This is a genomic window from Lysinibacillus sp. CTST325, from assembly GCF_054665055.1.
The window spans coordinates 236,800-256,163 of record NZ_BAAFHO010000005.1; the positions used below are offsets into that span (position 1 = coordinate 236,800).

The 19,364-nt window shown below is 36.9% G+C and carries 19 protein-coding genes and 3 pseudogenes; 13 read left to right on the forward strand and 9 right to left on the reverse strand.

Features of this window, described 5'->3' with window-relative positions; genetic code table 11:
* Positions 1-6: 6 nt before the first annotated feature.
* Positions 7-576: a TetR/AcrR family transcriptional regulator gene (locus ACYQ73_RS14510; RefSeq protein WP_460013137.1), complete on the reverse strand. Its 570-nt coding sequence runs from the start codon at positions 574-576 to the stop codon at positions 7-9.
* A gap of 196 nt (positions 577-772) precedes the next feature.
* Here ACYQ73_RS14510 and ACYQ73_RS14515 point away from each other — a divergent pair, with 196 nt between their 5' ends.
* Positions 773-1,531: an SDR family oxidoreductase gene (locus ACYQ73_RS14515; RefSeq protein ID WP_460013138.1), complete on the forward strand. Its 759-nt coding sequence runs from the start codon at positions 773-775 to the stop codon at positions 1,529-1,531.
* A gap of 275 nt (positions 1,532-1,806) precedes the next feature.
* On the opposite strand, the gene abaF is transcribed toward ACYQ73_RS14515, so the two are convergent.
* The 3 genes from abaF to dapA form a co-directional block, all read right to left on the reverse strand.
* Positions 1,807-3,114, reverse strand: a complete 1,308-nt coding sequence (gene abaF / locus ACYQ73_RS14520) for a fosfomycin efflux MFS transporter AbaF (protein WP_460013139.1) — start codon at positions 3,112-3,114, stop codon at positions 1,807-1,809.
* A 33-nt stretch (positions 3,115-3,147) separates the two neighbouring features.
* Positions 3,148-3,363 (reverse strand): aldehyde dehydrogenase family protein, encoded by a 216-nt coding sequence (locus ACYQ73_RS14525; protein WP_460013140.1) that lies wholly within the window; start codon positions 3,361-3,363, stop codon positions 3,148-3,150.
* Positions 3,364-3,497: 134 nt separating this feature from the next.
* A complete protein-coding gene (dapA, locus tag ACYQ73_RS14530; RefSeq protein ID WP_460013141.1) occupies positions 3,498-4,364 on the reverse strand; it encodes a 4-hydroxy-tetrahydrodipicolinate synthase in 867 nt (288 codons plus the stop codon).
* 421 nt (positions 4,365-4,785) lie between these two features.
* Here dapA and ACYQ73_RS14535 point away from each other — a divergent pair, with 421 nt between their 5' ends.
* The 3 genes and pseudogenes from ACYQ73_RS14535 to ACYQ73_RS14545 form a co-directional block, all read left to right on the forward strand.
* Entirely contained in the window at positions 4,786-5,334 is a 549-nt protein-coding gene (locus ACYQ73_RS14535; RefSeq protein ID WP_460013142.1) for a helix-turn-helix domain-containing protein, read from the forward strand.
* Between the two features lie 485 nt (positions 5,335-5,819).
* Positions 5,820-5,987, forward strand: a pseudogene (locus ACYQ73_RS14540) (IS5/IS1182 family transposase); the annotation flags it as partial.
* A pseudogene (locus tag ACYQ73_RS14545) lies at positions 5,977-6,204 on the forward strand (transposase); the annotation flags it as partial. The pseudogenes ACYQ73_RS14540 and ACYQ73_RS14545, both read left to right, overlap by 11 nt.
* A gap of 136 nt (positions 6,205-6,340) precedes the next feature.
* Here the strand turns inward: ACYQ73_RS14545 and brnQ are convergent.
* Together brnQ and ACYQ73_RS14555 are read right to left on the reverse strand one after the other, a co-directional pair.
* Complete coding sequence (gene brnQ, locus ACYQ73_RS14550; RefSeq protein ID WP_460013143.1) at positions 6,341-7,678, reverse strand: branched-chain amino acid transport system II carrier protein; 1,338 nt, start codon at positions 7,676-7,678, stop codon at positions 6,341-6,343.
* Between the two features lie 244 nt (positions 7,679-7,922).
* Positions 7,923-8,675, reverse strand: a complete 753-nt coding sequence (locus ACYQ73_RS14555) for an alpha/beta hydrolase (RefSeq protein ID WP_460013144.1) — start codon at positions 8,673-8,675, stop codon at positions 7,923-7,925.
* A gap of 446 nt (positions 8,676-9,121) precedes the next feature.
* Between ACYQ73_RS14555 and ACYQ73_RS14560 the strand changes: the two genes are divergently transcribed.
* A complete protein-coding gene (locus ACYQ73_RS14560; RefSeq protein ID WP_460013145.1) occupies positions 9,122-10,003 on the forward strand; it encodes a LysR family transcriptional regulator in 882 nt (293 codons plus the stop codon).
* A 120-nt stretch (positions 10,004-10,123) separates the two neighbouring features.
* Here ACYQ73_RS14560 and ACYQ73_RS14565 read toward each other — a convergent pair whose 3' ends face one another.
* The 3 genes from ACYQ73_RS14565 to ACYQ73_RS14575 form a co-directional block, all read right to left on the reverse strand.
* Complete coding sequence (locus tag ACYQ73_RS14565) at positions 10,124-10,897, reverse strand: prolipoprotein diacylglyceryl transferase (RefSeq protein ID WP_460013146.1); 774 nt, start codon at positions 10,895-10,897, stop codon at positions 10,124-10,126.
* A gap of 131 nt (positions 10,898-11,028) precedes the next feature.
* Positions 11,029-11,829 carry a DUF1835 domain-containing protein gene (locus tag ACYQ73_RS14570; protein WP_460013147.1) on the reverse strand — a complete coding sequence of 267 codons (801 nt, stop codon included), beginning with the start codon at positions 11,827-11,829 and terminating at the stop codon, positions 11,029-11,031.
* A gap of 14 nt (positions 11,830-11,843) precedes the next feature.
* Positions 11,844-12,467 carry a LysE family translocator gene (locus ACYQ73_RS14575; protein ID WP_460013148.1) on the reverse strand — a complete coding sequence of 208 codons (624 nt, stop codon included), beginning with the start codon at positions 12,465-12,467 and terminating at the stop codon, positions 11,844-11,846.
* Between the two features lie 291 nt (positions 12,468-12,758).
* Here ACYQ73_RS14575 and ACYQ73_RS14580 point away from each other — a divergent pair, with 291 nt between their 5' ends.
* From ACYQ73_RS14580 to ACYQ73_RS14615, 8 genes and pseudogenes are all read left to right on the forward strand, one after another.
* Positions 12,759-13,142, forward strand: coding sequence for a sodium:proton antiporter (locus ACYQ73_RS14580; protein WP_460013149.1), 384 nt, complete (start codon positions 12,759-12,761; stop codon positions 13,140-13,142).
* A 489-nt stretch (positions 13,143-13,631) separates the two neighbouring features.
* On the forward strand, positions 13,632-14,726 hold the full coding sequence (proB, locus tag ACYQ73_RS14585; protein WP_460013150.1) for a glutamate 5-kinase: 1,095 nt from the start codon (positions 13,632-13,634) through the stop codon (positions 14,724-14,726).
* Positions 14,727-14,738: 12 nt separating this feature from the next.
* A complete protein-coding gene (locus ACYQ73_RS14590) occupies positions 14,739-15,989 on the forward strand; it encodes a glutamate-5-semialdehyde dehydrogenase (RefSeq protein ID WP_460013151.1) in 1,251 nt (416 codons plus the stop codon).
* Positions 15,990-16,206: 217 nt separating this feature from the next.
* Positions 16,207-17,085, forward strand: coding sequence for a DMT family transporter (locus ACYQ73_RS14595; protein ID WP_460013152.1), 879 nt, complete (start codon positions 16,207-16,209; stop codon positions 17,083-17,085).
* A gap of 24 nt (positions 17,086-17,109) precedes the next feature.
* Positions 17,110-18,084 (forward strand): carbohydrate kinase family protein, encoded by a 975-nt coding sequence (locus ACYQ73_RS14600; protein ID WP_460013153.1) that lies wholly within the window; start codon positions 17,110-17,112, stop codon positions 18,082-18,084.
* Between the two features lie 33 nt (positions 18,085-18,117).
* The gene (locus ACYQ73_RS14605) at positions 18,118-18,507 is read left to right on the forward strand and encodes an RDD family protein (RefSeq protein ID WP_460013154.1); all 390 of its coding nucleotides are present in this window, start codon (positions 18,118-18,120) and stop codon (positions 18,505-18,507) included.
* A 111-nt stretch (positions 18,508-18,618) separates the two neighbouring features.
* Positions 18,619-19,173, forward strand: a pseudogene (locus tag ACYQ73_RS14610) (aminoglycoside 6-adenylyltransferase); the annotation flags it as partial.
* A gap of 17 nt (positions 19,174-19,190) precedes the next feature.
* A complete protein-coding gene (locus ACYQ73_RS14615) occupies positions 19,191-19,331 on the forward strand; it encodes a hypothetical protein (RefSeq protein ID WP_460013155.1) in 141 nt (46 codons plus the stop codon).
* Positions 19,332-19,364: the final 33 nt, after the last annotated feature.

Genomic DNA, 19,364 nt, shown 5'->3' on the forward strand with positions numbered 1-19,364 from the left:
CCTTCATTACTTTTCACCAATTCGCAAAATGGCCGCAAGTTGTTTATTCAAGGTACTTACGCTTTCCACAAAATCTTGACGATACCATTGAATGATTAGGCCAATGATTGCGTTTGCTTGATAAGCACTATAATACTCAATGGATATCTCATCATGTACTTGATTATGGAGTGTGATATCTCTTTTTAGCAGAGCGAAAATTCCATCAAATAACATGTAATAGTATGTCAGTGGCACATTTTTAGAAAAAACAATACGATAGAACATTTTAAAGCGCTCAATATGATGAAAAATACGAATAGTATTTGGATCTATTTGGTTTTTATCCAATGTTGTTACTGCACGGTACGGTTCCTCATAGGAATTATTTAAATCCTCCATAATTTCCTGAAAGTATTCCTCAAATAGCCCCTCCTTTTGCTCATAGTGCAAGTAGAAGGTACCCCTATTTACCTTTGCCACCCGACAAATTTCTGCGATTGTAATGTTTTCTAAAGGCTTCTCACTCAATAACGTTAGTAAAGCATTATGTAATGCATGCTTTGTTTTAACAACTCTTAAATCGTTAGTGCTCAAATTTTTTCCCCTTACTAAACAGATTTTTTTATATGTGTTGATTACTGAACAGTTTTTAGTATTTTGCGCATTGAAATCGCTTACAAAATCATTATATTATTTTAATGAACACATGTTCAATATCTAACATTTTATATCCTCGAAATCACTGGAATAAACTCTGGTGAAAGAACATAAATTATAGGAGGTTTTTGTGATGAGATTAGAAGGGAAAGTAGCCATCGTAACAGGTGCAGCGTCTGGTATGGGTAAAGCAATTGCAGAAGGCTATGCAAAAGAAGGAGCAAAGGTCGTAGTTTCTGACTTAAATTTAGAAGGTGCACAAGCTGTTGTTGAAGGTATCCAAGCAGTTGGTGGCTCAGCGATCGCCATTCAAACAAATGTTGCATCAACAGAAGATTTACAGCGCTTATTTGATGAAACAAAAGATGTTTATGGCAAATTAGATATTGTAGTGAATAATGCTGGTATTATGGATGGCATGGAGCCGGTCGGTGAAGTTTCTGATGAGCGATGGGACAAAGTATTCGCGGTAAATACAACTGCCGTAATGCGTTCGATGCGTATGGCAACAGAGATTTTCCTTGCTCAAGGACATGGTGTCTTTGTTAACAACATATCTGCTGGCGGCCTATATGGCGCTCGTGCTGGGGCTGCCTACACTGCTTCTAAGCATGCTGTTGTTGGTCTCACTAAAAACACAGCATTTATGTATGCAGATAAAAATATTCGATGTAATGGTATCGCACCAGGTGCAGTTATCACAAACATTGCTTCTTCCATGACAAATGTTAGTCAAACAGGTGCAGCTCGCCAAGGACTTGGTTTAGCTATTAACCCACGTGCAGGACAACCTGAAGAAATTGCTCAGCTCGCTATATTCCTTGGCTCAGATGAAGCAAGTTTTGTTAACGGACAAGTAATTGCTGTTGATGGTGGTTGGACAGCTTACTAATCTTCTATATAGCACATATGAAAAGGATATTTCTTTAGGAGCATTTTAAAAATGAGTTCGGTATTGTATCGAACTCATTTTGTATTTTATCCGTAAAGTTGATTCATATCAATGTTTAGAAGGACACTTGCGTAATAAAAAATGATCTCTTAGAAACACGCAATCTCAAGAGACCATTTTTATCATATTTTATTGTAAATTTACAGTATAAAGCTATTGTATTGCTAATTGACTTTAGCCTTACTTAATAGATTATCTATGGCAAACGAAAATATTTACTGTGCTTTCTTAAAAGTGAGTGACTTCCCTTTTGTTTCTTTTACAAGCATGATACATGAAATAGAAATGATACTTGCTATGACCAAATAAATTGATATTGGGATGGAGCTATTAAATTTATTTAGAAGACTTAATGAAATTAATGGAGCCAATGAGCCCGCTAAAATCGGTGCTACTTGATAACATAAAGACAAAGCTGTATATCTGATATGAGTTGGAAATAACTCTGTCATTAAAGCAGAGTATGGTGAATACGTCATCGATTGTATGAATAAACCAATCGTAATGGCAGACATAATAATCCAATCATTTCCTGTATCCATCATTGGAAACCCAATAAATCCCCAAAATGCAGTTAGAACGGCTCCTGTAATATAGATTGACTTCCGCCCCCAAACATCACTTAAGTGTCCCATTAATGGTATAAAGAAAAAGTGAATAGCATGGGCGCCAAACATTAATAATAAAATTTGTGAAGTATCTTTATTGACGACAAGTTTTAAATAACTAATGGAGAAAGTGACAACCATATAGTATAAGATGTTTTCTGCAAAACGAGCTCCAATACCAGCAATGATCGCTTTTTTATGGTATTTAATCACTTCTATAATACCTAATTGTTGTTTTTCTAGTTGGGCTTGTTTTTCTTGCGCTTCTTTGAAAACAGGGGCATCATCTACACTTTTACGAATCCAAAGACCAATTAATACCACAACTGCAGAGAACCAAAATGCTACACGCCATCCCCAGTCCATAAATTGATTCGGGCTTAAGTTTTTAGATAAAAGTAAAAGGACAACTGTAGCTATTAAATTCCCCAACGGCACACCCGCCTGTGGCCAGCTTGCCCAATAACCTCGTCGATCGTCAGGACTGTGCTCAGATACTAAAATAACTGCTCCTCCCCATTCTCCACCAAAAGCAAATCCTTGAATTAAACGTAAAGTAACGAGTAAGATAGGAGCCCAATAACCAATACTATTGAATGTTGGAATACATCCCATTAAGAAAGTCGTAATTCCAACGATAATCAAACTAATCTGTAATAAATTTTTACGCCCAATTTTATCACCATAATGACCAAAAACAAGTCCGCCGATAGGTCTAGCTAGAAAACCTACCGCATAGAGAGCAAATGCAGCTAGGATTCCGTCAATGGCGTTCCCTGTTTTTTGAAAAAATAATTCTCCAAAAACGAGAGCAGAAGCGGTACCGTATAAGAAAAATTCATACCATTCAGCTACAGATCCAATCATCGATGCAGCAACAACTTTTTTTAGCAGCTTTTTATCTGTTTTCCCCATATATACTCCCCCAAAATAATCCGATTCAAATTATTATGAATGAACGTACCAAATTCCTTTTGTCTGCACATATTGTTCAAATGCTTCTAAGCCATTGTCTTTGCCACCAAAACCAGATTGCTTAAAACCTCCAAATGGCGTGGTAATATCGCCCTCGCTAAAGCCATTTACAAAAACGGTTCCTGCTTTTATGGCACGTGCCACGTGCATCGTCCGCTGTACGTTTTGGCTATAAAAAGAAGCGACCAAACCACCGGGTGCGGTTTTCTAATTTGCTGGCTGCAATCGTAAAACCATCAATTAAGTTGCCTGCCCATAGCTTTCCTTCATTAGCAAGGGCAAAGACTTGTTCTTTGATACGATCATCTGTCTCTCCTCCCTATTTATTTATTAAAAAAAGCCAAAAATTCTGCTTTTTCCGCTTCTGATAAATCAGATAAAGGTAGGCGTACCGAACCCACGTTGATTTCACCTTTTAGGCAGCCTAATTTAGCTTTTTGGTTATAGTTACCGGACTCCATAGAATGAATAGCTGGGTAGATAGCCCTCATGATTTGCCGAGCCTTATCCCAGTCACCAGCTTGCGCAGCATTGAACATAGCTACTTGTTCTTCCGGGAACACATTACCAGCACCAGCAATCCAACTTTTCGAACCCCAGAAGAAAAAGTCCACAGGTTGATCATCACAACCGCAAATCACTTCAAAATTCTCAAATGGCGTTTGTAGTAAACGTAATGCGCGGCTAAAGTCACCACTACTTTCTTTAATAGCAACAATATTCCGATTTTTCGACAAATACACCACTGTGTCGTATTCAATTTCAATGCCGATGCGAGCTGGAAAGTTATACATGATAATAGGTAAATCGGTTGCCGATGCCACCGTTTCATAATGGGCAATCAATCCAGCTTGATCTGGCAGGCTATAAGGTGTGGGTGATAACATTAAGCCTTCATAGCCCAAATCTTTGGCTTGTTTGGCACGGTTAACCGCACCTTCAGTTGATAAATCATTGATACCTGCAATTAAAGTTATGCGACCTTTAGCAACTTCTACCACTGTTTTTAACACGATTTCACGTTCTGCTTCGTTCAAGGCGTAGTATTCGCCTGTTGTGCCACACACAACTAAACCAGTAACACCTTTGTCAATAAATGTATTAGTCAATTGTTTTAAAGTATCTACATCTAAACTTTTATCGCTTTTAAACGGAGTCACTAACGGAACCAAAATACCATGAAATTTCATCTTCATTCTCCTTTATTTGTGATAGATTACTTGATTTTAAAAAGCTATAATTGAAGTACGACTTCAATTACCCATGATAATAACACATTGAATTTTCATTGTAAACGGAATTTTCTGAATATTTTAAGTTTCCTTTACGAGCTATTAAAGTGGTACTTCAACATTAATTAACACTTTTCATTTTGTCATTACGGTACAATTTACTATACTTCTACAAGTCGATTTTTTGTAATCTAGCGCTTTTATGTTATCCTTATCAACGCAACTCCTTATATTTGGGATTTACAAAAACTGCGTTACTATAAATCGAAAAGTAATTAGGTGTTCTGAAAATATTTAAGGACAATTAACCATTAACATACATCTATGCAACAGATTTTAACAAATTTTATTTACATATCAGTAACAGGAGTTGAGGAAAGTGAATAACTTAATTGGAGCAAAAATGAAGAGTTTACGAAAAGAGCGAAAGTTAACCTTGAAACAAATTGCTGATCAAACGAATCTTTCAATTAGCTTTTTATCTCAGGTCGAACGATCAAAATCATCCATAACGATCGAATCATTGAAAAAAATTTCTGAAGTACTCGGTGTCAATCCAAGCTATTTTTTTTCAGAATCCGATGAGCAAACAGCACCATCAACAGTTATGAGAAATATTATTAATAAGACAAACACCATGCATAACCAATTTTTTTATAGAGATTTAGCGAGAAACGTTGAAAATCCACTCTTTAATCCGATTTTAGTATTACTGAATCCAGGTGCAAATCGAGAGGATTCTTATTCACACTCGGGGCAAGAATTTCTTTACGTTCTAGAAGGGACGCTAACTATTGTCATTGACACAGAAGAGCATGATTTGAATCCTTATGATTGTATTTTCCTTGATTCAACCACCCCTCATAATTGGATAAATAAAACAGATTCCACTGTAAAGTTCCTTTGTATTTCTAGTATTCCAGTATAATGTTTTAGCGGGATCGTTAAACACTTTGATTTAAGGAAAAAACACTCACAGCGCATTGCACACTGTGAGTATTTTTTATGAATTCGAAGTTGAATACGGTCAATGACCAAACTTCCTGAAAAAAGCAAAATAGAAGAAACTGCTCTAGTATTCTTCTAAAACGTGGAATTACATGCGAGCCTTTCTGTTACATGTTTTCATGTCAGTATATGAATAAATCTCAAAACAAAAATACCACAACCCAAAGTTGAGGGCACTGAAAAAGTCTATATCTTCTCACATTGCGAGGTATTCAACGATAAAATCGTTGAATACCCCGCTTTTTTCATTTGACACTGCGACTCTACTGTTGTTTTCCGAAGCATTCCGCTCGCTTTCCCGCAGGAGTCGAGCGATGCTTCTCCAAACAACGCAATGTATCACACTATTATTTTAGTCACGCTTTCCTCTATAATAAAAGAATTAATGTGCAGGTGGTGCCCCCGATGATTTCAAATCAAAAACCCCTTCATTTAAGTCCATATATGGCGATCTACGATATTGTTGTGCCAAATGATTTTTCATTCATTTTAGAAGAGTTAAAAACAAAATATTGTTTAGACAATGGACGTAATGCTATTCCTCTTAAGTACTTATTATTAAAAGTCGGATACACATGCCGAACAAGAGGCATTTCAAAATACGGAAGCATTTAAGCAATTAGCTGCAAATCGCTACAAAGTAGAAGCGAAGAATAGTGGATTAAAAAACGGACACGGGTACGATACGGCATCGACTGCGGGTCTATTTGGCATGGAAATTCAAGGTGCTACAACGATATTCGCTGTCAATTTGAAACAGATATTAACGCTACTAAACGAAAATGAATAAGGAATAGAGACAGAAATAAGGCACTTCCTGTTCAAAATTGAACAAGAAGTGCCTTATTTTCATCTGAAAAAGGTTCGCTTTTATGAAAACGTAAGTTTTTCAGTGCCCTCCACAAAGATTGTGGTATTTTTAATTTTCACTCTCTCCTTGCTGGGAATAAGCATCCTATAAAAGCACCCATTAACGCTGGTAATATCCATCCTAAGCCCAAGTCGTAAAAAGGTAAAAAGTTCGAATAAGCTTTTTCAATCGCATCAAAAATACCTAGTTTCGCTGCAGGAATGCTGCCCACTAACGCTTTATAACCATCAATTACACTAATAAAAATTGTAAAAATCATCGCAATCGCATATACAGTTTGCTTATTTTTAAATAGTGATGAACATAATGCGAGGACAATTAAGACAATTGCTAGTGGATATAAGAACATCAGCACTGGAATGGCAAACTTAATAATATTTGTTAATCCGAAGTTGGCAATTGTAAATGACACAACACACAATATGAAAACAAACCATTTATAGCTTATTTTCGGGAACACTTCGTGGAAAAACTCACTACAAGATGTGATTAAGCCAATACTTGTCTTTAAACAAGCTAGGACAATAATAACTGCCAATAAAATAGCCCCGTATGATCCAAAATAATGATCTGCCACTGCGGCAAATATTAAGCCACCGTTATCAAATGTACCAACAGCATCAATACTCGATGCACCCATATACGTTATTAAACCGTATATTAACGTCATTAATGCCATTGCAAAAATACCAGATTTCCACGTCGCTTTAGCAATTTCCTTTCTATCTGATATTCCTGCGCTTTTAATTGCGTTAATAACGACAATACCAAAAGCTAATGAGGCTAATGCATCCATTGTGTTATAGCCTTCTTTAAAGCCTGTCATAAATGCTGAATCAATATAATCTCCGATTGGCTGCTGGAAATGCCCCATCGGTTTTACAATACTAATAATAATTAAAATAAATAACACAATCAAAAAAGCTGGTGTTAAATATTTTCCGATATAATCCATAATTTTCGCTGGATTCAATGAGAAATAAAAAACGATGGCAAAAAATACGAAGCTAAATAAAGCAAGTAAAAGTGTTGTATGCTCGGCTTGTATATAAGGTTCAAAGCCAACAACAAACGGAACTGTCGCTGTACGTGGAATCGCAAAAAAAGGACCGATCGTTAAATAGAGGGCTAATGAAAAGATGACACCGAATAATGGGTGAACACGGCTCGCTAAGTCACGCAAACCGTTACTGCCTGATAAACCGATAGCTAAAATACCTAGAAACGGTAAACCGATAGCTGTTACTAAAAATCCAATTAGGCCAAACCAAAAGTTGGTCCCTGCTAATTGTCCAAGTTGAATCGGAAAAATAAGATTCCCTGCTCCAAAATACAGTCCGAAAAGCATTGTACCAATGACTGCATATGTTGAAAAAGGTATTTTCTGTTGCATTTTGATGTACTCCTTAGATGTATTTAACTTCTTTCTGCAATTATTTTCTGTACCGAAAGCGTAGCGCTAGGTACAGGCAAATTTGATCCATTGAATAATTTAAATCGAAGAGATTTCTTGCTACAATTCCACAATAGTATCAAGCATTTATTTTAAAAACAATAGTTTTTTCTTTTAAAATCGTTAATTGTACAGTTCCTAGCTATAAATAGACAAAACTAAAAGAGCTGTCTGCTGACAGCTCTTAGTTTGCTACAGACCAATCTATATGATCTAAAAACTTATATACGTCCTCATACACTTTTTCGCGCTCTTTATCTAATGTAATAATATGACCAGAATTTTCATACCAAATAATCTCTTTATCATCAGTTTCCACAGTGTCTAAAATGAATGGTGCACTTTCTTGATAAAGTTCATCATCTAATGAACCTTGTAGTATTAATGTAGGTGCTTTAATTGCAGATAATTCATCGCGTGTTTCAGTAGTTAAACGTGTAACACCGTCTAATGAATCCTTTGGTGTAATACGTAGTTCATGTAATTCAGAAATAATTTGATCTTTTGATTTATTTTCAAAATGTTTATATAAGCGAGCGTAATGATAAAGACGAGTAAATAAACCTTTAGAATTGTCGCGTGTTATTGGTGCACACATTGCAACAACCGCTTTAACTGGAAACGTCTCTGCTACTTTTAAAGAAAATACGCCGCCAAGTGAAATCCCTGCTACAGCAATTTCTTCATAGCCTTTACTTTTTAGGAAGTTATAACCTTCCACAACATCGTTCCACCAGTCTTCTGGTCTTGTTTCAAGTAACGCTTCTGGCTCTACGCCATGCCCACTATAAATCGGTGCATGAACTGTATAACCACGTTTTGATAAAAATTCACCTAGCTTTTTCACATCTTTTGTGCTACCTGTGAATCCATGCAGTAATAGTACGGCTTTTTTGCCTCCCTCAATTGTTAGAGGTTGTGGCTTTGTTAAATTCATTTTATAATATCCCCTTCACGGAAACTTGTAATTGTGTAATTTATGTGTCTATCTTAACACCCTTTATTGATAATGTACAATTTATAGTTTTTATCATATTAATGTCTTTTATGCATTAACGATGTGAGGTTAATGACTGTTATAACACACTTTCTGCTACTTTCATTTTGCAATCCTCATTTTACGTACTTCGTTTTTTAAAAAATTTTTCATCCCGCATTTCCAGGTAGTAATTTATCAGCACCGAAAGCGAAGTGACAAGTACAAGACTACTACTTAAAATTCGGCGAACTAAAGAGATGAACTGCCCGTAATCCGATTGATGAAGACTAATAATCAGTGGGAACATCTCTACTGATTAAAGTTTCACTTGATGTGCCTATACTTCCTACTCTTTTACCGTTATAATGCAGTTAACTCAAAATAACGGGACTTGAGGTGAAAAAATGGAATGGCAGCAATTAGAATATTTTGTAGCAGTAGCAAAGCTTGAGCATATGACTCGTGCAGCTGAAGCATTGGCGATTTCTCAACCAGCATTAAGTCGTTCGATTTCAAAGCTTGAAGAGGAATTAGGCGTCCCCTTGTTCGACCGTCAAGGACGTTCGATTATGCTCAACCGATATGGCGAGCTTTTTTTGTATCGTGTCCAACGCATGCGTAAGGAATATGAAAAAGCAGTTCTAGAATTACAGGAGCTTAATAATCCAGAGCTTGGAGATGTATCACTCGGTTTTTTACATACTCTAGGGACTAGCATCGTACCTGACCTGATCCGCGCTTTTCGTCAGAACCATCCGCATATACGCTTTCACTTTACACAAAATTACTCACATTCCCAGCTTAAGCAATTACTCGCGGGAGAGTTAGATCTTTGTTTACTTGCATCGATTGACACGGAACCACCTGTTTGCTGGAAGGAGCTGTGGCGTGATGAGCTTTATATTATGGTGCCGATTGACCACCCCTTCGCCAACCGGACAAGCATTAAAATGAAGGAACTTGAACATGAGAATTTTGTTCTTATGAAAAAGGGTTACGCATTGCGACGTACAGCTGATAAATTATTAAATGCTGCAGGGATCAAACCGAAGATTACTTTTGAAGGTGATGAGGTATCAACCGTAGCTGGTTTTGTAGGTGCTGGCCTCGGCGTATCGTTACTGCCTGTTGACGAAGACTTGAATCCAAATAAATTGGCTAAAATTCGTGTAGAGGATATGGTTTGTGAACGGATAATAGGTATGGCTTGGATTGAAAATCGATACCTTCCACCTTCAGCACGACAATTTCAGCAATTTGTATTCGATTTTTATGAAAAAGAATAATCGAAAGCTCCTTTCATTCATAAAAAATGGGCTAAAGCATAAAAGCGAGTAACTATTTCACCTTTGCATAATTGTTACTCGCTTTACTTTAAATATTCAAATGGGTTTAGAAAAAGTCAGTTATGCATTTTTACCTGCAACCTTACTCTTATGGTATTGTGATAAAACTAATACTAGGCTCGTCACAAGGACGATAAGTAATGCAATAAATTGCGAAGTCGAAAATATACCTACTTGTCCCCGAATTACATCACCTCTGTAAAACTCAATTACAAATCTTCCTGCACTATAAAGAAGCAAATACACACAAGAAACTAGTCCAGGTTTTTTAGTCTTTCTCGCTAATAGAAGCAAAAGTATACATAGTGTAAAACTAAACACACTTTCCATAATTTGTGTAGGTATTAATTTAATATCATTCGGTGCAATTATTGAGTTATGAAAAGTAATTCCAAACGGACTATGTGTTTCCTCTCCATAGCAGCAGCCAGCAAGTAGACAGCCAATTCTTCCACATCCTTGAGCTAGTGCAATCGAGGGGACAAAAAGATCAAGGTATTGCAAAAATTTAATATTATGTAGTTTACAATAAATGAAACCGGACAAAATCCCGCCAATAATTCCACCGTAAACAACGAATCCTTCACCTATGTTCCAAAGAATGCTAGGATTATTGATGATATTTGGGAATTGAGTAATCCAATACAAAAGCTTTGCCCCAGTAAAACCACCTATCAATCCCCACACTGTCAAAGAATAAATATGTGATAATTCAAACTGACGATTCTTAGCACGATAAACAATGAGTTGGTATGCAAGGAATATGCCCAGCGCAATCATTAATCCATACCCATATATGGTTATCGGTCCTATTTTGAGAAGTTCATTATACATACTCTTCCTCCTTAAACTTAATTTATTTCAGTTGTTGGTGATTTTCATTACACCTATTATATCCACAAATTAAATTTTTTCTAAATAAAAACCACCTTCTTCATAAAAGGTGGTTGCTTCAAAGAAATTTATTATAACTTTCCTACATATTTTACTTGATACGAATACATATCTGTTGTATTTCCATCAATCTCAAAAAGTCCCTGCTTTGCAAGGGTCCTCAAGCGTTTTTCCACAAATTCTTCACTTATATAGTCATCAATTGCTCCAATTGTTTCACCGATGATACGCATCGGTATAAGCCATTCTTCTTTTAGTTCGGCATGTGCTCTTCCCGCACTTTCCATAATGATAGAATCCAATGCGTCTTCCGTTACGTGTGCAATTCCATCTTGCCAAATTCGCAGTGTACTAGGGTTTTGTTTCAGCTCTTCCCATTCCTTTGCAAGTTGCTGACACTCATCAATAGAAAAACGCTTAGCCTCAGAACGGAGCTTCATTAGCAAGTCTGACGCTAGTTCACCTGATTGACGAACCTTCATGTTTGGCTGTACACGCTTTAAGCCCTCTGTAGCATCAATCCCATATATCATACTACATTTATTGATCAACTCACTCATGACAAAACGTAACCCAATCTCTTCATGAGTACTTTGGCTATACCAAACCCAGACATCAACATCGCTCGGTAAATCTGCAATTTTTTTCTTCCATGCTTGTTGAAGATCCTCATACAATTTACGTTCTTCATTGTCCCTAAAGATATGGGCTTCTAACCAGCTTTTTCGTTCTTCTGCGCTGCTTAGTGGACCAATCGAGAAAATCTCATTGACACTAAGCACTGACTCATCTCGTTGTAAATGATGCTGTCGTATTGCATGTTTTATCGAACCTTGTGTAGATAAGCTAAACGTTATATGTAAAATTGCCATGATAATCCCCCATTTTACTGTTTACTCAGCGCTATTTGTATCCCAATAAAAGTGAAAAGTACGCCTTGAATCGTATTTAATCGTTTAGCAATTGCAGGCTTCCCAATAATTACTTTTCTTACTTTACCGGCAAAAATGCTAAATAATGAAAATAGTATAAGCGCTTGTACTAAAAATACAATACCCAAAATTAACATCTGTAAACCTACATGGCCATTAGAAGGATTTACAAACTGTGGCAATAGTGCTAAGAAAAATAAAGAAACTTTTGGATTTAAAATATTCATTAAAATACCTTTTCGATATAACGTCATATAAGCTTGTTCATTTTGCTGTTCCAGCGTGAATGGATCACCTTTCGCGCGAAACGATTGCCAAGCTAGGTACAATAAATACGCTGCTCCTGCAAACTTAACAATAGAAAAAATAACTGTTGATTGATAAATAATAGCTGAGATTCCTAGAACAGCCGCTCCTATATGAACGAGCAAACCTGTACAGAGACCAAGTGATGTCGCTATACCCGCCTTTTTATCCTGTGTAATGCTTTGCGCAAGAACAAATAAATTATCTGGTCCTGGCATTAATGTTAAAATAATTGCTGCTCCTAAAAACGCCAATAACGTTGAAAACGTCAATACTACCCCTTCTTTCCATTACTTTTAAATAGGCTCATCAACTTAACATACGTTTTAACAAAATGTCACACCCAACTTAACTTTAGGTAATGAACAATTACTTTTAGAAAAGAACCATTATAATATGGTTTTATTTCCATTATACTACACGACGACTCGCTATTTCTAAATTTTTACAAAAACCTCCAACCAATTATGCTCGCTTAAGCAACACTTTTCTCTTTTAATACATTATAATAAATATTATCATAACGTAAAGGTGTATTGTTTTGGAGAAAGAGGTGTTTGTCGATGGCAGTAAGTGATATTGTAAAGCAATATGAAGACGAGCAAGGAAATATCTATTATAAAATGAAAACACATGATATCGAGGTACAAGCTGCGCAAAATTCAGGGTTAGCACCAGTTATTACTTATTGGATGGGTGAAAAAGAGATTACTGATGATATTCGAAGTTTACGTTTTAGCCCTCGCCCTCCCTCAAGTTATATTCAAGATTACGATGAATTTCAAACTATGCTTTATGCTAAAGAACAACGTGCCATCAACAAACTATATGAACAAATGAGTATAAAACCAAAAAATATGTCTTCAGGAAAACAAATAGTATGGAGCTTTTTCGTAATTGTTTTAGCGATGCTCCCACTGTTAGTCGCAATCTGGTGGTACAGATAAACAACGTTTTCCCTTCTCAGCTTGCCCTCGATTGTTCAGAATTACCTACTTATTTTTTAGATCTTTCTATTAACATTCCTAATCAGCTTGACAGACTTGCTAAAGTAGTGCATTCTTTATTCAATTACTTTTTGAGGAATAAGACATCATTCAAAAAAGATAGTCAATTATAAAAATAAAAGCGGCGAAGACTAGTACCTAGAAACTGCTTGATCAGAGAGCGATGTCCATCGGCTGTAAGGCATTGCACAAGAAAGACTAAAGAACCTACTTCGTAAAACGTCCTAGCTAAACTAGGCGCAGTCTCAAGCGTTATGAGCAAAGTGGAATGTCAATGACGTTCAATGTAGGTGGTACCACGGAAAGCAAGCCTTTTCGTCCTAATTTTTTAGGATGAAAAGGCTTTTTATTTTTAATTTTTAGCGAATCTTAGCAGTTGCTAAAGTTTTAATCATAATGCAAATGTAATGGCGAAATGGAGGTATTGCAATGGAAAGAAAAAGAATCGTCGTCAAAATTGGGAGTAGCTCCTTAACAAATGCAAAAGGTGAAATTGATAAAGTACGTTTAATGGACCATGTTCAAGCGATAGCTGAATTGAAAAAAGACGGTCATGAAGTATTGCTTGTTTCATCAGGTGCAGTTGCAGCAGGCTTTAAACAGCTGGGGTACCCTTCTCGTCCTGTCACAGTAAAAGGTAAACAGGCGGCAGCGGCAGTTGGGCAAAGTTTGCTTATTCAAACCTACAATGCTTTATTTAGCATTTATGATATTGTACCTGCTCAAATTTTATTAACACGCACTGATTTTTCTAAAAAAGAGCGCTATAAAAATGCCTGTGCCACATTTGAGGAATTATTAGAGCGCTCCATACTGCCAATCGTTAACGAAAACGATACTGTATCTGTTAGCGAATTAACCTTTGGAGATAACGACATGTTATCGGCACTTGTAAGTGGTCTCGTTCATGCCGATCAGCTCATTATCTTAACAGATATCAATGGCTTGTATAACGCCAATCCAAATAAAAACCCACAAGCCAAACGCATTGATCGATTAACAGAGGTATCAGATGAAATGCTAGGTTTTGCAGACGGTGCAGGTTCGAAGGTCGGAACAGGTGGTATGGAATCTAAATTACTTGCAGCTCGAGCAGCTTTAAATGCAGGCGTCAAGGTGTTTATCGGAACTGGCCACGGTGCTAAAAAGCTTGTAGACATACTAGATGGCCGTGGTGATGGTACGTATGTTGAGCATGATGCGCTTGCTGTTTTAACAAATAATAAACAGTGGATTGCACTCACGGAAGTATCTGGTAAAATTTTTATAGATAGCGGTGCTGAGCATGCATTATTGGCAAATGGGAAAAGTTTGTTACCCGCTGGTGTATATCGTGTCGAAGGCGACTTCGCAAATGGAGACGTTGTCGAGGTCTACAGTAACAATGGACTACTTGGTCGTGGTGAGGTCTTATATTCTTCCCTAGAATTAGCACATGCGATGGGAAAACGTACAGATGAGTTAGCGAACTATCCTATTGAGGTCATTCACCGAGATAAATGGCTAAAAATTCAAACAAATTAAGGAGGAATTCATATGACAAGTGAAGTTCAACAAAAAGGAAAGCTAGCAAAAGCCGCCAGCTATATTTTAAATATTAAAACAACTTGCGAAAAAAATGAGGCGCTCACAAAAATTGCTGAGCAATTAATCATCGACCAAGATACTATCATTGCTGAAAATGCAAAGGATTTAGCTCATGGCGAGAAACAAGGAATGCCCGCTTCTACACTTGATCGCATCATGCTAAACAAAGAACGAGTGAAAGCTATGTCAAGTGCTATTCAGTTACTTGTTGAATTAAATGATCCAGTAGGCAGTCTCTTAGAACGTATAGAAAAAGATAATGGGCTATTGATTGAAAAGCGTCTAGTACCCATTGGCGTTATCGGGATGATTTACGAGGCGCGACCTAATGTTACAGTGGATGCGGCAACATTATCATTGAAAACAGGTAATGCAGTCATTTTACGTGGTAGCTCTTCTGCCAAATTTTCTAATGTAGCACTTGTGGCAAGTATTCATCGCGCACTTAGCAAAACGTCTATCCCTGTGGACGCTGTACAATTAATCGAGGATACGAATCGTGAAACTGTTAAAGAGTTATTCCATTTAAAAGAATACTTAGATGTATTAATTCCTCGTGGCGGAAAAGCACTTATTGATTTAGTAGTAAATGAAGCCACTGTACCAGTACTAGAGACAGGTGCTGGCAACTGTCATATTTATGTGGACCATACGGCCGATTACATAAAAACAGAAAAAATTTGTATCAATGCGAAAACGCAACGCCCATCGGTTTGTAATGCAGCAGAAAGCTTACTTATTCATCCTGATTGGTTTAAGGAGCACGGCAAACAACTTCTAAGTGCTATGCATCTAGCCGGTGTGACAATTATCGGTGATGAAACCGTTTGTCAAGCTCTTGAATTCGCTCAACTAGCAACAGCTGAAGACTATGCAACTGAATATTTAGATTTAAAGATCAGCGTTAAAATTGTGGAAAACGTTTATGAAGCAATCGAACACATTAATAAATACGGCACGAACCACTCTGAAGCCATCATGACTGAAGATCAGTTAGTAGCAGATACGTTCTTAAATAGCGTGGATGCTGCAGCTGTTTATCACAATGCCTCCACTCGCTTCACAGACGGCTTTGAATTTGGCTACGGTGCAGAAATCGGCATTAGTACGCAAAAATTACACGCTCGGGGACCAATGGGTTTACCAGCATTAACATCAACAAAGTATTACATCCACGGTAACGGCCAAATCCGAGAATAATTGTAGAACTATTAATGAAGAGCCGACAGCGTATGTCAACTGTCGGCTTTCTTTTCTTAAGATTTGTAGAGGAGCAGGGGCGGATTCTTCTCCAAGATGAGCAGTTTGAAACTATATCTGAGCGAAAAACTTTGAGAACGAAGCGAAATAACGTTAAGTTTCCCCTATTTTCACAAGCGACAAAAATTATAATAATTCTATAGAAAGAAGGATTTGGATGAACATTTCAGCGATTATCAAACTAACTGTTTCAATGGCCCTTTTTGGCTCTATTGGATTTTTTACCGTTCATACTGGCGTACCTGCTACCGAGCTAGTATTTGTCAGGTGTATTTGCGCTACCCTCTTTCTAGGAGGAATGTGGTTGATCACAGGTGGTCATAAAACAGAGGTATGGGATAAAAAAGAAATATTGCGTACACTTCTATGCGGTGTCTTTATTGTCTTAAACTGGGTATTTTTATTTAAAGCCTTTGAAGAAATGTCAATTTCCATTGCCATTTCTATCTATAATTTAGCACCAATATTCGTATTAATATTTGGCGCATTGTTTTTAAAAGAAAAGATGACTATTCAAGCATTGCTAGCAACAGTAACTTGCTTTATCGGCAGTATGCTCATTATTGGTTTAAATAATTTTATGTCACTCTCTGAATTTATGAAATCCGGTTTTATTTGGGCATTATTGTCTGCATTGTTTTACGCGTTTACGATGCTCACAAGTAAAACAATCACAAAGCTTAGCTCCTATGCCTTAACATATATCCAAACTGCAGTCGGAATTATCATACTATTGCCATTTGTTAATTTTTCATTATTTGATGGCTTAACGACAACAAACTGGCTATATATTTTAGGAACGGGCTTTATTCATACAGGATTTGTTTACTATTTATTTTTTGATAGTATTCGTAGCCTCTCTACCATTCTAGTTTCAGTATTAGTATTTGTTGACCCAGTTGTGGCTATATTCCTTGATATGCTGTTGCTTGATTTTATACCGAGCTTTATGCAAACGGTTGGTATTGTATTAATTTTTGGTGGCATTTTTTACACAATTTACGTTCCAAAGAAAAAGCGTGTGTCTCAGACTTAGTTTTTATTAAAGGAGATTTTTCCCGTGAGTAAACTTTATGCAATTGGTGAATTATTAATTGATTTTACACCTACTGAACAAAATGCTTCCCTTGCTACAGTTGAGCAATTTACTAAAAATGCCGGTGGGGCTCCTGCTAATGTTGCAGCTGTTTGTGCAAAACTCGGGCAACAAGCTGCCCTCATTACACAGGTAGGTCAGGATGCTTTTGGAGATTTTCTCGTTGAAACGTTAAAAAAAGCCGATGTCGATACGAACTATATTGTTCAAACAGATAAGGGTGAAACGAGTCTAGCTTTTGTTTCTCTGGCAAGTGATGGAGGCCGTGATTTCTTATTTTATCGTCGACACGCAGCAGATTTACTTTACAACAAAGAGCAACTCCCACCTAATCTATTAACAGATCACGATATTCTTCATTTTTGTTCAGTTAATTTAGTGGAAAGCCCTATGAAACATGCACATATGGCATTGATTGAACAAGCCCATCAGGCAGGTAGTCTTGTATCTTTTGATCCCAATGTTCGCTTGCCACTATGGAATGATGAGAAGGCATGTCGTCAAACTATTTTAGAATTTTTACCAAAGGCCCATATCGTTAAATTGTCCGAGGAGGAGCTTTTATTTTTAACAGCGATTGAGGATGAGGAAACAGCTGTCCATTCATTATTTCAAGGGGAAGTACAAGTAATCATAATTACTCGTGGCGCAGAAGGTGCAAGTCTTTATACTAAAAAGCTTCATGTAAAGGTGCCAGCTGACAACGTTCATGCGATTGATACTACTGGCGCAGGTGATGCCTTTATTGGAGCATTATTAGCTATTCTCCTTCGCAAGCAAATTACAGCGACCAATCTAATTGAGTTTTGTAAGCAACATGCTGTCCCGCTTCTTACTTTCGCGAGTGGCTATGCAGGAGCTTCGACAGAAAAACATGGTGCCATAGCATCTTACCTTACCAAGGATGAATCGCCACTTAAAGATAATATGCTCTTTTAAATATTTCACAACTTATTACGAGGAGGGGATCTGGTGAACTCTATTTCAAAAAAACGAACAAAAGCATTTCTAATCGATATTGCTATTTCGTCGGCTGTCACGGCTGGCGTGGCGTATATCCTCCGAAAAAAGGTAAAAAACGAGGCGATTCATGCCATCGTTACACCGACAGTCGTTATGTGGTCACTTGAATTTGCACAATTACGTAAAAAAGGGCAAACAGTTGGCTACAAAAAAATGGGACTAGTTCTCGAAAATAAGAATGGGACTAAGGTGACTTCCTCCCAAATTATAAAACGCATGGCTTACCGTGACTCAATTAGCACATTCGATTACTTGAAAAATCCAAAAGCATTCGAACAACAAAATGGACAACTTCTTCCACACGATAGCTTCTCAGGCACTGTTGTTAAGGAAATCTAGCAAAATAAGGCTGCTCAAAAATAACTTGAGTGGCCTGTTTTATTAGAAGGAGAGGATACACTTGAAATTAGATCTTGTAGTTGAGATTTTACTTGAAGTTTAAAAGATGATCAATATATTGAAGCTGTATTTTTAAGAGGATCAATGGCTAGAGAGGAGCATGATGAATTTTCAGATATCGATATTTATTGCGTTGTGAATGAAGAAAATGTCGAAGCTTTTTTACCCAACCGCAATCAACATATTGAAGCTTATAAGAAAACAATTTTTGTAGATGATATCTATATTATTGCTCCCCAGCTATTAGTCATATATGAAGATTTGATTCATATCGATTTATTTACAGTAACTTCCTCTGAAATAAGTGAAAACGATGCGATTAAAATATTATTTGATCCAAATGGGATCCTTACAGCAAAACAAAAGAATACAACTTTGTCATTAACTCCACACGAATTTCAAGATGCTGTAGATGATACTGTCTGGTATTTGTATCAATATTATTGGAGTGCTCAACGTGGAAATGAGATTTGGAGTGTTCATTTACTGCGGAATAGTTTAGAACACTTCGCAAAAGTACTACTGCATAAGTATTGTCCAAGCGGGCTTTACTTGGACTTAAAACGTTGTCTAATTCATTACCCCCTGACCCATTACATGACATAGTCGATATCATGAATTGTATGAGCCTTGTAACTCATGAGATGGCAGTAAAGAAATTAGTGAACGCCTTCAACAATGAATCAGATTGGATTTTTGAAAATGTGCCGAATAAAGAAAAAATTAAGCCGTTATGGGGAAAAATAAATGCGCTATTGCATTAAAATAAAATAGCAAACTAACATTAAACCTAGTTT

Coding starts and splice junctions, on each gene's coding strand:
- ACYQ73_RS14515 (WP_460013138.1), top strand. CDS start 773: ATGAGATTAGAAGGGAAAGTAGCCATCGTAACAGGTGCAGCGTCTGGT.
- abaF (WP_460013139.1), bottom strand. CDS start 3,114: ATGGGGAAAACAGATAAAAAGCTGCTAAAAAAAGTTGTTGCTGCATCG.
- dapA (WP_460013141.1), bottom strand. CDS start 4,364: ATGAAATTTCATGGTATTTTGGTTCCGTTAGTGACTCCGTTTAAAAGC.
- brnQ (WP_460013143.1), bottom strand. CDS start 7,678: ATGCAACAGAAAATACCTTTTTCAACATATGCAGTCATTGGTACAATG.
- ACYQ73_RS14555 (WP_460013144.1), bottom strand. CDS start 8,675: ATGAATTTAACAAAGCCACAACCTCTAACAATTGAGGGAGGCAAAAAA.
- ACYQ73_RS14560 (WP_460013145.1), top strand. CDS start 9,122: ATGGAATGGCAGCAATTAGAATATTTTGTAGCAGTAGCAAAGCTTGAG.
- ACYQ73_RS14565 (WP_460013146.1), bottom strand. CDS start 10,897: ATGTATAATGAACTTCTCAAAATAGGACCGATAACCATATATGGGTAT.
- ACYQ73_RS14570 (WP_460013147.1), bottom strand. CDS start 11,829: ATGGCAATTTTACATATAACGTTTAGCTTATCTACACAAGGTTCGATA.
- ACYQ73_RS14580 (WP_460013149.1), top strand. CDS start 12,759: ATGGCAGTAAGTGATATTGTAAAGCAATATGAAGACGAGCAAGGAAAT.
- proB (WP_460013150.1), top strand. CDS start 13,632: ATGGAAAGAAAAAGAATCGTCGTCAAAATTGGGAGTAGCTCCTTAACA.
- ACYQ73_RS14590 (WP_460013151.1), top strand. CDS start 14,739: ATGACAAGTGAAGTTCAACAAAAAGGAAAGCTAGCAAAAGCCGCCAGC.
- ACYQ73_RS14595 (WP_460013152.1), top strand. CDS start 16,207: ATGAACATTTCAGCGATTATCAAACTAACTGTTTCAATGGCCCTTTTT.
- ACYQ73_RS14615 (WP_460013155.1), top strand. CDS start 19,191: ATGAGCCTTGTAACTCATGAGATGGCAGTAAAGAAATTAGTGAACGCC.